We start from the raw sequence: 12431 nt of genomic DNA, 5'->3' as shown, positions 1-12431 counted from the left end.
CAGTATATCGTTATTCAGTGATACGACGATAGACTGTCGGTGTAATTTCTGGGGCTTTATCGTCCAGTTTAATTGCCGCTTTGACGGCTTTCGCCGCATCCTGCCAGCTGGCCTCATCTTTGGCGTGGATCACCGCCAGCGGGCGCTGCCCGTCGACGCTATCGCCCAAACGGGCCATGTCGGTAAAGCCGACGCTGTAATCAATAGTGTCCGATGCCTGACGACGACCACCGCCCATCGACACGACGGCCATACCCAGTGCACGGGTGTCCATCGCGCTCACGAAACCTTCGGTATCAGCATAGACCGCTTTACTGAGCATCGCCGTTGGCAGATATTTCGCATAGTTTTCAACGAAATCAGTCGGCCCCTTCTGCACGGCAACCATGCGACCGAAGATCTCAGCCGCCTTACCGTTATCCAGTACCGCCTGCAGTTTGGCGCGCGCTTCAGCGTCATCTTTCGCCAGACGACCGGAGATCAGCATCTCAACGCACAGCGCCATCGTGACATCTAACAGGCGAGGGTTGCGGTATTCCCCCGTCAGGAACTGCACCGCTTCACGTACTTCAACGGCGTTACCTGCGCTGGACGCCAGCACCTGGTTCATGTCGGTCAGCAGTGCGGTGGTTTTCACACCCGCGCCGTTGGCCACGCCAACAATGGCTTCCGCCAGTGCAGCAGAGAGTTCGTAGGTCGGCATAAATGCGCCGCTGCCCACTTTCACATCCATCACCAGCGCATCCAGCCCTTCTGCCAGCTTTTTGGCGAGGATAGACGCGGTAATCAACGGAATAGAGTCCACCGTCGCGGTAATGTCGCGGGTAGCGTAAAAACGTTTATCCGCCGGTGCGAGCGAGCTGGTTTGCCCAATAATCGCCACACCCACGTCTTTAATAATTTCGCGGAAGCGGTTGTCATCCGGGAAGATGTCGAAACCCGGAATCGCCTCCAGCTTGTCGAGCGTTCCGCCGGTATGACCAAGGCCACGACCCGAAATCATCGGAATGTAGCCGCCGCAGGCAGCAACCATCGGGCCAAGCATCAGAGAGGTAACGTCACCGACGCCGCCGGTAGAGTGCTTGTCAACAATCGGGCCGTTGAGGTTCAGGCTCTTCCAGTCCAGGACAGTGCCTGAATCTCGCATCGCCATGGTCAATGAGACACGTTCTGGCATGCTCATATCATGGAAGAAAATGGTCATCGCCAGCGCGGCAATCTGCCCTTCAGAGATGGTGTTGTCGCGAATACCGTTGATAAAGAAACGAATCTCTTCATCACTCAGCGCCAGGCCATCACGTTTTTTGCGAATAATTTCTTGAGCGAGAAACAAGGTACCCTCCTTATTATGGGCTGGATAAGCACGAAGCCCCCAGCACAGAACATCTCCGTTGTAGGCCTGATAAGCGAAACGCCATCAGGCAAATTTGCCGGATGGCGGCTGTCGCCTTATCCGGCCTACACAGGACAATTCAGATTTTAATAGCTGCTAGCGCTCTTACCGTCGCCATGGCCCAGTGCTTTCAGCAGGCTGGCCAGCAGGGAAGAAGCACCGAAGCGGTAGTGACGGGAGTCAGCCCAATCCGCGCCGAACAGTTCGTCAGCAATAGACAGGAACAGCTGCGCGTCTTCCGCAGTACGCACACCGCCCGCCGGTTTGAAGCCCACGGTTTTCTGTACGCCCATGTCACGAATCACTTCCATCATGATGCGCGCACTTTCTGGCGTCGCGTTCACCGGCACTTTACCGGTAGAAGTTTTGATGAAATCTGCACCAGCTTTGATAGAAATTTCAGACGCTTTGCGAATCAGCGCTTCTTCTTTCAGCTCGCCGGTTTCGATGATCACTTTCAGCAGTACGTTTGCCGCAGCACACGCGTCTTTACAGGCTTTCACCAGATCAAAACCTACCTGCTCGTTACCGGCGATCAGCGCGCGGTACGGGAACACCACGTCAACTTCATCTGCGCCGTAGGCAATCGCCGCACGGGTTTCCGCCAGCGCAATCTCGATGTCGTCATTGCCGTGCGGGAAGTTGGTGACGGTTGCGATGCGGATATCCGGCGTCCCCTGCTCTTTCAGCGTTTTACGCGCAATTGGGATGAAACGCGGATAGATGCAAACTGCCGCGGTGTTACCCACCGGGGTTTTAGCCTGATGGCACAGCGCGATGACTTTCGCGTCGGTGTCATCTTCATTCAGGGTGGTTAAGTCCATTAACTGCAGCGCACGCAGGCTGCTTGCCTTTAAATCAGTCATTTTGCTCTCCGACGGCGCATTGCCGTTCAAATCGTTACCTTGCGGGTCTGTGATTATTGTAACACCGCCCCGCGCTCACACTTCGACATTCATCACACTTAGTGAAAACTTCGTACAAATTTGCATAACAACAACGCGATCAACTTCAAACTTTCAAGCCTCCGAGGGCAAATAAAGCGCCACTTCAGCCGATAGGATCAAAAGATAGCCTCATCGTTTTTCATACACTTCGCGCATCTCTCGTCTGAGGAACTGAAGATGCCCACTTCGCTCGATACACCGCTGCTGCAACATTGCCAGCAAATTGTGACAAGCTCCGTGTTATCCCCGGAACAAAAGCGTCATTTCCTGGCGCTGGAAGCCGAGAACGCCCTGCCGTACCCTGCGCTCCCCGAAGCGGCGCAGGCCGCGCTGGCTGAAGGCGTCATTTGCGATATGTTCGAAGGACATGCGCCGTATAAACCGCGCTATGTCTTACCGGACTATCAACGTTTTCTTGCCAACGGCTCCCAATGGCTCGAGCTGGAAGGCGCACAGGATCTGGATGACGCGCTCTCGCTGCTGACGATTCTTTATCATCACGTCCCTTCCGTGACCGCCATGCCGGTCTACCTGGGCCATCTTGATGCGCTGCTGTCGCCATATGTTAGAATTCTAACACAAGATGAAATCGATATTCGAATAAAACGTTTCTGGCGCTACCTGGATCGCACGCTGCCCGACGCATTCACCCACGTCAACATTGGCCCACACGATACGCCAATTACGCGCGCAATTTTACGCGCAGATGCCGAATTAAAGCAGGTTGCACCAAACCTGACCTTTATCTACGATCCGCAAATTACCCCTGACGATCTGCTGCTCCAGGTGGCACAAAATATTTGTGAGTGCAGTAAGCCGCATATCGCCAACGGCCCGGAAAATGATAGAATTTTCACAAACGGTCAATATGGCATCGTGAGTTGTTACAACTCGCTGCCGCTCGCCGGCGGCGGCAGCACGCTGGTGCGTCTGAATTTGCAGCAGGTTGCCCGACGCAGTGACTCCATCGATGACTTCTTTAACCGCACACTGCCGCACTACTGTCAGCAGCAAATCGCCATCATTGATGCGCGCTGTCGCTTCCTCTACGAGCAATCCGGCTTCTTTGAGAATAGCTTCCTGGTCAATGAAGGGCTGATCGATCCCGCGCGCTTTGTGCCCATGTTCGGCATTTATTCGCTAGCAGAAGCGGTCAACGAGCTGTGTGAACGCAACGGCATTGACGGGCGCTACGGTAAGGATGAGCAAGCAAACACGCTCGCCTACCGCATCAGCGCCGCACTGGCGGAGTTCGTCGCGCAAACGCCGGTGCAGTACGGCTGGCAGCAGCGCGCGCTGCTGCACGCGCAGTCGGGGATAAGCTCAGACACCGGCACCACACCGGGTGCGCGTCTGCCATACGGCGACGAACCGGATCCGATTACCCATCTACTGACCGTTGCACCGCACCACCCGTACTACACGGCCGGCATCAGCGACATACTGACACTCGATGAGACGGTAAAACGTAACCCGCAGGCGGTGATGCAGCTATGCCTGGGGGCGTTTAACGCCGGTATGCGTGAATTCAGCGCCAACGTCAGCGGGAACGATCTGGTCCGCGTGACCGGCTACATGGTGCGCTTGTCCGATCTGGAGAAATACCGCGCAGAAGGCTCACGTACCAACACCACCTGGCTCGGTGAAGAAGCCGCACGTAATACCCGTATCCTGGAGCGTCAACCTCGTGTCGTCAGTCATGAACAGCAGATGCGCTTTAGTCAGTAAAATCATCCCGTTCTCCTGCGTTGACGGGCCAGGCAGCCGCCTGGCCCTGTTCCTGCAAGGGTGCAATCTGCGCTGTAAAAACTGCCATAACCCCTGGACCATGGGGCGCTGCAACGACTGCGGCGAATGCGTAGCGCAGTGCCCGCACCAGGCGCTGCGCATCGATGATGGCCGCGTAGCGTGGCAGCCAGACGTCTGCCAGCAGTGCGATACCTGTCTGCACATGTGCCCGCAGCAGGCGACGCCCATGGCGCAGTCAATGAGCGTGGAACAGGTCATTCAGCACATTAGCAAGGTCGCGCCGTTTATTGAGGGCATCACCGTCAGCGGCGGCGAAGCCACTACCCAACTGCCGTTTATCTGCGCGCTGTTCGCGCGCCTGAAGGCCATGCCCGGGCTTCGGCATCTGACCTGTCTTGTTGACAGCAACGGGGAACTGCCGATAAGCGGCTGGCAGAAGCTGCAACCGCTATGCGACGGCGTCATGGTCGATTTAAAAGCGTGGGACAATGCACGTCATGTCGCGCTGACCGGCCGAGGAAACGCGCGCATTAAGCAAAGCATACTCTGGCTGGCGCAGCACGGCATGCTCAGCGAACTGCGGCTGCTGGTGATTCCCGACCAGACGGATTATCGGCAAAACGCCGAGTCGCTCTGCGCATTTATTACCAGCCTTGGCGATGTGCCCGTTCGTTTGAACGCGTTTCACGCACACGGGGTTTATGGAGAGGCAAAAACGTGGCGCAGCGCCGGGCCACAGGATATTGAAGCCCTGAGCCAAGCGCTGCAGGCCGGAGGAATCACGAAGATTATCCCTCCGGCGCTTTACTTATAGTGCGAGGAACACGCCGGCAATCGTGGCGCTCATCAGGTTAGAAAGCGTGCCCGCAGCAACGGCCTTCAGCCCGAGCTGCGCAATCTCCGGACGACGTTTTGGCGCCATGCTGCCCAGCCCACCGATCAAAATCGCGATAGAAGACAGGTTGGCAAATCCGCACAGCGCAAAGGAGATAATCGCTTTGGTGTGGTTAGAAATCACCTGCAAACCAGCCGCGGCAACTTCCGCATCTGCTTTCAGGTATTCACCGAAGTTCATGTACGCCACGAACTCGTTAATCACCAGCTTCTGGCCGATAAACGACCCGGCCACCGTCGCTTCGCTCCACGGTACGCCAATCACCCACGCCAGCGGCGAGAAGACCCAGCCAAGGATCAGCTGCAGCGACAGCTCCGGATAGTTAAACCAGCCGCCCACGCCGGAAAGGATACCGTTCAGCAGCGCAATCAGCGCGATAAACGCCAGCAGCATTGCCCCCACGTTCAGCGCCAGCTGCATCCCGGATGCCGCACCAGAGGCCGCCGCGTCAAGCACGTTGCTCGGGGCATCCGTACCCTGCGCGTCCTGTTCCAGCGCAGGAGAATCATGCGGTGTTTCCGTTTCCGGAATGATGATTTTCGCGAACAGCAGGCCGCCCGGTGCCGCCATAAACGACGCTGCAATCAGGTACTCCAGCGGCACGCCCATCTGCGCATAGCCCGCCAGCACGGAACCGGCCACCGACGCCAGCCCGCCGCACATAACGGCGAACAGCTCGGAGCGCGTCATGGTGGCGATGTACGGACGTACCACCAGCGGAGCTTCCGTCTGACCAACAAAGATATTTGCGGTGGCGGAAAGCGATTCCGTACGCGACGTTTTCAGCACCTTACGCAGGCCGCCGCCCAGAATGCGGATGACAAACTGCATGATGCCAAGATAGTAAAGCACGGCGATCAGCGAAGAGAAGAAGACGATGACCGGCAGTACGCGCAGCGCAAAAATAAAGCCGCCGCCGCCGAATACTTCAAACATTTTATCGGAGACCAGACCGCCGAAAAGGAAGCCGATCCCTTCGTTGCCGTAGGCGATAACGTTAGCCACGCCTTCAGACATCGCCAGCAGCACTTTTCGCCCGGCCGGTACATAGAGGATGAGCGCGCCGATGCCGACCTGGATAAGCCAGGCGCCAAACACGGTGCGCAGATTAATTGCTTTACGATTACTGGAAAGAAGTATGGCAATGGCGAGCAGCACCACCATGCCGATGAGTCCCATGAGGATTTGCATACAGAGTCCCTGTGTATTGAAAAATATAAATATTACGGCAAACCTACGGCGCCGATTATAACGTCACGGGATTATATTTTTCGTTCGCTGTCACAGGTTTCACGCAATAGAATCAGGCTAATACCTGACAATGAGATCTACGTCACCCTACAAGGCCGAAAAGAGTGCATGAGTATTGGCGTAAAGCGCGCTGGCTATCTGTTCCGGTGCCTCCGGGCGCAGTGAACAAAGATGAGTAAAGACGTCCGCAATCCGCTCGGGTCGATTCGGCTGCCCTTGATAACCGTTGAGTGGCATATCAGGGGCGTCGGTTTCCAGCACCAGTGCTGAAAGCGGCAGTTGCGCCATCACGTCCCGCGTCTTGCTGGCCCGCGGGTAAGAAATCGTGCCGCCAACGCCAATTTTATAGCCCAACTGAACGAAGCGTTCCGCCTGCTGCAGGCTACCGGCAAAGCCATGTACCACACCGGTTCGCGGCAGGTTATGCCGCTTGAGATGCAGCGCCAGCTTGTCATGGGTACGTCGCGAATGCAGGATCACCGGCAGATCGTACCGCTTTGCCAACCGTAACTGCGCATCCAGCAGGTATTGCTGACGTTCACACTGCGGGTCCTCACGGTACAGATCGAGGCCAATTTCCCCGATCGCCACCAGCTTTTTCGGGCGCGCGGCCAGCAGGCTCTCAAGCTGTGCCAGACTCTGCTCGTCGTGGTGCTCTACGACAATCGGATGCAGACCGAGCGCGGCATACAGCGGCGCATGCGAGGCGGCCAGCGCCAGCACGCGGGTGAAACGCGCCGCTTCAGTCGCCGGAACGATAATGTTCTCCACGCCCGCCTGCGCCGCACGCGCCAGGCTCGCCGCTTCATCATCGGTAAAAGGGGGAAAATCAAAATGACAGTGGGTGTCGATAAAACGGTAGGTCACTCGCGCCTCGTCGGTAAAGCTGGTCTGAGGGTATCGTAAAACAGCCGCCATAAAAAAAGCCAGCACGTAGGCGCTGGCTTATACCGTGGTTGCTGTGATGTTAAGAAAAGCTAAGGACGCTTACGTCCCATGAAGAGGCTGACCAGGAACAGAATGATACCGACAACGAACACAATTTTTGCTGCGCCCGCTGCTGCCCCCGCCAAGCCACCAAAGCCCAATGCGGCGGCAATCAACGCGATAACCAGAAAGATAATGCCCCAACGAAACATATGATTCTCCTTTATCCGTACGTGCCGACCAGTTGATCGATCCAGTAACTAAAATCAACAAGATATTTTTCATCGTGCTGATAATGAGACTAGGTCAAAAAGGACGCCGCTGCGTTAAAACCTACCGCAATTAGGAACATTCTGTCGTTGGGAGCGAGGGGGAAAAACGGGCAGAGCACGGCGGACGCCGTGCTCTGAAGGGCGATTAGTGTTCGCGCGTTTTGCGGAACTCGACGTCAGGATAGCGTTCCTGCGTCAGGTTCAGGTTGACCATGGTTGGGGCGATGTAAGTCAGGTTATCGCCGCCGTCCAGCGCCAGCTGTACTTCGTTTTTACGCTTGAACTCTTCGAATTTCTTCACGTCTTTCCCTTCCACCCAACGGGCGGTCGCGACGTTCACCGATTCGTAGATAGCTTCTACGTTATATTCACTTTTCAGGCGCGCAACGACCACGTCAAACTGCAGCACGCCGACGGCCCCAACGATCAGATCGTTGTTGGCGATCGGGCGGAACACCTGAACGGCACCTTCTTCCGACAGCTGAACCAGCCCTTTCAGCAGCTGTTTCTGCTTCAACGGATCCTTCAGGCGAATACGACGGAACAGCTCCGGCGCGAAGTTCGGGATACCGGTGAACTTCATCATTTCACCCTGGGTGAAGGTATCACCAATCTGAATGGTGCCGTGGTTGTGCAGACCGATGATATCGCCCGGATAGGCTTCTTCAACGTGCGAACGGTCACCTGCCATAAAGGTCAGCGCATCGGAGATCACCACATCTTTGCCGATGCGAACCTGGCGCAGCTTCATGCCTTTTTCATATTTACCGGACACCACGCGCATAAACGCCACGCGGTCGCGGTGTTTCGGGTCCATGTTGGCCTGAATTTTAAACACAAAGCCGGAGAACTTCTCATCCTGAGCTTCCACCAGGCGAGTGTCGGTCTGACGCGGCATCGGCGCAGGCGCCCACTCCACTAAACCGTCCAGCATGTGGTCTACGCCAAAGTTACCCAGCGCGGTACCGAAGAAGACCGGGGTAATTTCACCGGCCAGGAACAGCTCTTTATCAAACTCGTTGGATGCGCCCTGCACCAGCTCCAGCTCGTCACGCAGCTGCTGCGCCAGCTCTTCACCGACCGCCGCGTCCAGATCCGGGTTGTTCAACCCTTTGACGATACGCACTTCCTGAATGGTGTGCCCTTTACCGGTCTGATACAGATAGGTTTCATCTTTATAGAGATGGTAAACGCCTTTGAACAGCTTGCCGCAGCCAATCGGCCAGGTGATCGGCGCACAGCCAATCTTCAGCTCGCGCTCAACTTCATCCAGCACTTCCATCGGATCGCGGATGTCACGGTCGAGTTTGTTCATAAAGGTCAGGATCGGCGTATCGCGCAAACGGGTCACTTCCATCAGCTTACGCGTCCTGTCCTCGACGCCTTTCGCGGCATCGATGACCATCAGGCAACAGTCGACCGCCGTCAGCGTACGGTAGGTATCTTCGGAGAAGTCTTCGTGCCCCGGGGTGTCCAGCAGGTTCACCAGGCAGTCATGATACGGGAACTGCATCACGGAGGTGGTAATGGAGATACCGCGCTGCTTTTCCATTTCCATCCAGTCAGATTTCGCATGCTGGCTGGAGCCACGACCTTTTACCGTACCGGCGGTCTGAATAGCCTGTCCGAATAACAGGACCTTTTCCGTGATCGTCGTTTTACCGGCATCCGGGTGAGAAATAATGGCAAAAGTGCGGCGTTTGGCCACCTCTTGCAAATAAGGAGACAACGTCATAATTCAATCTTCTTGAGTAAGCACGGCATCACGCCGCGCATGTTGAATACGAAAAAATTGCGGCTATTTTACCCATCAAAGGGGGGCTGGCAATCACTGTTTACACAGGAGTCGCTCCAGTTCAGGCAATGAGGTTACCGTCCAGTCAGGCGTGATGCCTTCCGGCAGCGCGCGCTGGTGCGCGTTCAGCCAGCAGGTTGCCCAGCCGGCGTTCATGCCGCCGAGAATATCCGACTCGGCGGTATCGCCAACCATCAGCATGCGCGAGCGGTCTGGGCTGCCGGCCTGTTCCCGCGCGTAGTCAAAGATTCGGCGGTCCGGTTTTGCCACACCGACTTCTTCAGAAATCACCAGCAGCTCAAAGTGATCGCGAAGGCCAGTACGCTCCAGACGAATCTGTTGCAATGAGGTAAAACCGTTAGTAATGATGCCCATCTTGACCTTGCCCTGCAGCGCGTTCAGCAGCGACACGGCGCCCGGTAGCGGTGCACAAATCTCGGCCATGGCATTCATAAAGGCATCGTTCAAATCGCCAGGATGAACGTTCAGGCGTTCTGCCCAACTGGTAAAACGTTGATGCTGAAGCTGGAGCGAAGTGATCGCCCCATTCTGGTAGTCCACCCATAGCGGCTTGTTCACCGCCTGGTAGTCCTGGAAATCTTCCGCGGTAAAGGTCACGCTGTAGTCGAGAAACATCCGCTGTAGGCCGCTGAACGCGTCAAACGTAAACAGCGTCTCGTCGGCATCGAAGAAAATCCAGTCCCACTTCATCATCATTTCACCTTATCTTACATACCAATCGGCAGCGCCATCACAATGGCATCCTCACGGCCTTCCGCCGTGGGATAATAGTTGCGACGAATCGTCGCCTCGTTAAAACCTAAACTCTCATACAGCGCGATGGCCGCGTGGTTAGACGCGCGCACCTCCAGCCAGAGCGTCAGCACGCCGCGCGTTTCTAACGTCTCGATAAGATGTTCAAGCAGTTCGCGCCCTAAGCCTCGGCGCTGATACGCCGGATCAACCGCAATGTTAAACAGCGTCGCCTCATCCAGCACCACCTGCGTGATGGCAAAGGCCGCCATCTTGCCATCGACCGACATCTGGAAGTTCAGATAGCGATCGCCCTGATTACTGACGAAGGTTTTTTCACTCCAGGGAAACGCATGGGCGCGTCTTTCGATGTCGAAGGCGCGGGGTAAATCAGTCGTGCTGAGGGTAGAAATCGTGTTCATGGGCGCATATTTGTTGCCAGAGCGCGGCGCGAGCGGGCGCGCTGGCCTGAAGTTCATTAAACGGCGGCGTCGAAATCACCGCCCCTTCCAGCGTCACCGGCGCGTCGTTACCCAGCCGCCAGCAGTGGCAGCGGCCCTCTTGTGGCAACATGGCTACGCGATCGGGCGTCAGCGGTAAAACCTGGTCCGGCGTCATGCGCAATGCGCGCAGAATGTCGGCCATCAGCGGCTCCGTCAGTGCGGGGAGTTCTTCGCCCACAATCACTAAACGAACATGCTGCGGGAGCGTAATCGCGATTTCCCCCTGCAGCGCCCCTGGGCGACGCAGTGACCACTGGGTAATACCCAACTGTTGTAATTGCCAGTCTCGCCGGGATGTCATGTACAACGCTCCTGTCTATCAAGGGCGCAAATATAGCAAATTCATCGAAACTGCGCCAATTACACACTATAATCGCGACCTGAGTTTAATGAGGAAACATTCATGTCTGCTTTTACCCCGGCAAGTGAAGTCTTGCTGCGCCACAGTGACGATTTCGAACAGAGCCGTATTTTCTTTGCCGGCGATTTGCAGGATGACCTGCCCGCACGCCTTGAAACCGCCGCAAGCCGCGCGCACACCCAGCAGTTCCATCACTGGCAGGTGCTGAGCCGCCAGATGGGCGACAGCGTCCGCTTTGGCCTTGTGGCACAGGCGGAAGACGTGGCCGACAGCGACACCTTTATCTACTACTGGCCGAAAAACAAGCCGGAAGCCCAGTTCCAGCTGATGAACATTCTGTCTCTGCTGCCGGTGGGCACCGATATTTTCGTCATTGGCGAAAACCGCAGCGGCGTGCGTAGCGCCGAACAGATGCTGGCCGAGTACGCGCCGCTGAACAAAGTCGACAGCGCCCGCCGCTGCGGCCTGTATCATGGTCGTCTGGAAAAACAGCCGTCGTTCGATGCGGAAAAATTCTGGGGCGAATATCAGCTCGATAATTTAACCATTAAAACCCTGCCAGGCGTATTTAGCCGCGACGGGCTGGACGTCGGCAGCCAACTGCTGCTTTCCACCCTGACGCCGCACACCAAAGGCAAGGTGCTGGACGTCGGCTGCGGCGCAGGCGTGCTGGCCGCGACGCTCGCCAGCCACTCGCCGAAAGTTCGCCTGACGCTGTGCGACGTGAGCGCCCCGGCGGTTGAAGCCAGCCGTGCGACGCTGGCGGCCAACGGCATTGAAGGCGAAGTGCTGGCCAGCAACGTCTTCTCTGAGGTGAACGGTCGTTTTGATATGATCATCTCCAACCCGCCATTCCACGACGGCATGCAAACCAGCCTTGACGCCGCACAAACGCTGATTCGTGGCGCGGTGCGCCATCTGAACAGCGGCGGCGAGCTGCGCATCGTGGCCAACGCCTTCCTGCCGTACCCGGCGGTGCTGGACGAAACCTTTGGTTTCCATGAGGTGATTGCCCAAACCGGCCGCTTCAAGGTCTACCGCACGGTAATGACGCGTCAGGCGAAAAAAGCCTAATATCCGCAGGCCGGATAAGCGATAGCACCATCCGGCACAGCCACGGATAACGCCGGATGGCGGCGTAAACGCCTTATCCGGCCTACAAAAGCGGCCAAATCCGCATAACCGCCTTTTTTTTCAGCAATCGTGCAAAGTTCGATAATTAACTGTTGACGCCCAGCGTAAAATCTCTAGAATTCGGCCCCGTGGTAACGATTCTTTCATAAAGAATCGATGGTATGCGAAGGTGGCGGAATTGGTAGACGCGCTAGCTTCAGGTGTTAGTGTCCTTTCGGATGTGGGGGTTCGAGTCCCCCCCCTCGCACCATAATCCACGTTATATCGCTCGCACTGTGCGAAGGTGGCGGAATTGGTAGACGCGCTAGCTTCAGGTGTTAGTGTCCTTACGGATGTGGGGGTTCGAGTCCCCCCCCTCGCACCAACGAGGCGATATAAAAAAGTAACGAGACAATCTGTGCGAAGGTGGCGGAATTGGTAGACGCGCTAGCTTCAGGTGTTAGTGTCCTTT

12 protein-coding genes and 3 tRNA genes (1 of these 15 only partly in view) are annotated in these 12431 nt (G+C 56.4%); 6 read left to right on the top strand and 9 right to left on the bottom strand.

Annotated elements, in window-relative coordinates; genetic code table 11:
* Positions 1–10: 10 nt before the first annotated feature.
* On the bottom strand, positions 11–1333 hold the full coding sequence (gene deoA / locus V6942_RS18095) for a thymidine phosphorylase (RefSeq protein WP_333501607.1): 1323 nt from the start codon (positions 1331–1333) through the stop codon (positions 11–13).
* A gap of 146 nt (positions 1334–1479) precedes the next feature.
* Entirely contained in the window at positions 1480–2259 is a 780-nt protein-coding gene (gene deoC / locus V6942_RS18090; RefSeq protein WP_035894562.1) for a deoxyribose-phosphate aldolase, read from the bottom strand.
* A 258-nt stretch (positions 2260–2517) separates the two neighbouring features.
* Between deoC and V6942_RS18085 the strand changes: the two genes are divergently transcribed.
* Positions 2518–4068, top strand: a complete 1551-nt coding sequence (locus tag V6942_RS18085) for a YjjI family glycine radical enzyme (protein WP_182929512.1) — start codon at positions 2518–2520, stop codon at positions 4066–4068.
* Complete coding sequence (locus V6942_RS18080) at positions 4040–4903, top strand: YjjW family glycine radical enzyme activase (RefSeq protein WP_333501606.1); 864 nt, start codon at positions 4040–4042, stop codon at positions 4901–4903. Before V6942_RS18085 ends, V6942_RS18080 begins: the two co-directional genes overlap by 29 nt.
* On the opposite strand, the gene V6942_RS18075 is transcribed toward V6942_RS18080, so the two are convergent.
* The 7 genes from V6942_RS18075 to V6942_RS18045 all read right to left on the bottom strand — a co-directional run bounded on the left by V6942_RS18075 (position 4898) and on the right by V6942_RS18045 (position 10786).
* On the bottom strand, positions 4898–6175 hold the full coding sequence (locus tag V6942_RS18075; RefSeq protein ID WP_106925218.1) for a NupC/NupG family nucleoside CNT transporter: 1278 nt from the start codon (positions 6173–6175) through the stop codon (positions 4898–4900). The two genes, V6942_RS18080 and V6942_RS18075, sit on opposite strands and share 6 nt — an antisense overlap.
* A 147-nt stretch (positions 6176–6322) precedes the next feature.
* Complete coding sequence (locus V6942_RS18070) at positions 6323–7102, bottom strand: TatD family hydrolase (protein ID WP_333501634.1); 780 nt, start codon at positions 7100–7102, stop codon at positions 6323–6325.
* Positions 7103–7212: 110 nt separating this feature from the next.
* On the bottom strand, positions 7213–7374 hold the full coding sequence (locus tag V6942_RS18065) for a DUF1328 family protein (RefSeq protein WP_106925217.1): 162 nt from the start codon (positions 7372–7374) through the stop codon (positions 7213–7215).
* A gap of 205 nt (positions 7375–7579) precedes the next feature.
* A complete protein-coding gene (gene prfC / locus V6942_RS18060; RefSeq protein WP_106925216.1) occupies positions 7580–9169 on the bottom strand; it encodes a peptide chain release factor 3 in 1590 nt (529 codons plus the stop codon).
* Between the two features lie 93 nt (positions 9170–9262).
* A complete protein-coding gene (gene yjjG, locus V6942_RS18055) occupies positions 9263–9940 on the bottom strand; it encodes a pyrimidine 5'-nucleotidase (protein WP_106925623.1) in 678 nt (225 codons plus the stop codon).
* Positions 9941–9957: 17 nt separating this feature from the next.
* Positions 9958–10404, bottom strand: coding sequence for a ribosomal protein S18-alanine N-acetyltransferase (gene rimI, locus V6942_RS18050; RefSeq protein ID WP_106925215.1), 447 nt, complete (start codon positions 10402–10404; stop codon positions 9958–9960).
* Positions 10373–10786 (bottom strand): DNA polymerase III subunit psi, encoded by a 414-nt coding sequence (locus V6942_RS18045; RefSeq protein ID WP_106925214.1) that lies wholly within the window; start codon positions 10784–10786, stop codon positions 10373–10375. The genes rimI and V6942_RS18045 overlap by 32 nt, the downstream gene beginning before the upstream one ends.
* Positions 10787–10888: 102 nt before the next feature.
* Between V6942_RS18045 and rsmC the strand changes: the two genes are divergently transcribed.
* The 4 genes from rsmC to V6942_RS18025 form a co-directional block, all read left to right on the top strand.
* Complete coding sequence (rsmC, locus tag V6942_RS18040; protein WP_106925213.1) at positions 10889–11920, top strand: 16S rRNA (guanine(1207)-N(2))-methyltransferase RsmC; 1032 nt, start codon at positions 10889–10891, stop codon at positions 11918–11920.
* Positions 11921–12143: 223 nt separating this feature from the next.
* Positions 12144–12230: transfer RNA gene (locus V6942_RS18035), tRNA-Leu, on the top strand.
* A 27-nt stretch (positions 12231–12257) separates the two neighbouring features.
* Positions 12258–12344, top strand: a tRNA-Leu gene (locus tag V6942_RS18030).
* Positions 12345–12379: 35 nt separating this feature from the next.
* A tRNA-Leu gene (locus V6942_RS18025) sits at positions 12380–12431 on the top strand; it runs 135 nt beyond the window's last position.

This window comes from Kluyvera genomosp. 2 (assembly GCF_036759865.1).
GTDB lineage: Bacteria > Pseudomonadota > Gammaproteobacteria > Enterobacterales > Enterobacteriaceae > Kluyvera > Kluyvera ascorbata_B.
Note: the sequence above shows the minus strand (reverse complement) of the source record. Positions and strands in the feature narration are given on the sequence as shown.

Excerpts from the sequence above, each read along its gene's own strand:
- V6942_RS18085 (WP_182929512.1), top strand. The coding sequence starts at position 2,518 with ATGCCCACTTCGCTCGATACACCGCTGCTGCAACATTGCCAGCAAATT.
- prfC (WP_106925216.1), bottom strand. The coding sequence starts at position 9,169 with ATGACGTTGTCTCCTTATTTGCAAGAGGTGGCCAAACGCCGCACTTTT.
- V6942_RS18065 (WP_106925217.1), bottom strand. The coding sequence starts at position 7,374 with ATGTTTCGTTGGGGCATTATCTTTCTGGTTATCGCGTTGATTGCCGCC.
- yjjG (WP_106925623.1), bottom strand. The coding sequence starts at position 9,940 with ATGAAGTGGGACTGGATTTTCTTCGATGCCGACGAGACGCTGTTTACG.
- V6942_RS18045 (WP_106925214.1), bottom strand. The coding sequence starts at position 10,786 with ATGACATCCCGGCGAGACTGGCAATTACAACAGTTGGGTATTACCCAG.
- rimI (WP_106925215.1), bottom strand. The coding sequence starts at position 10,404 with ATGAACACGATTTCTACCCTCAGCACGACTGATTTACCCCGCGCCTTC.
- rsmC (WP_106925213.1), top strand. The coding sequence starts at position 10,889 with ATGTCTGCTTTTACCCCGGCAAGTGAAGTCTTGCTGCGCCACAGTGAC.
- V6942_RS18080 (WP_333501606.1), top strand. The coding sequence starts at position 4,040 with ATGAACAGCAGATGCGCTTTAGTCAGTAAAATCATCCCGTTCTCCTGC.
- V6942_RS18075 (WP_106925218.1), bottom strand. The coding sequence starts at position 6,175 with ATGCAAATCCTCATGGGACTCATCGGCATGGTGGTGCTGCTCGCCATT.
- deoC (WP_035894562.1), bottom strand. The coding sequence starts at position 2,259 with ATGACTGATTTAAAGGCAAGCAGCCTGCGTGCGCTGCAGTTAATGGAC.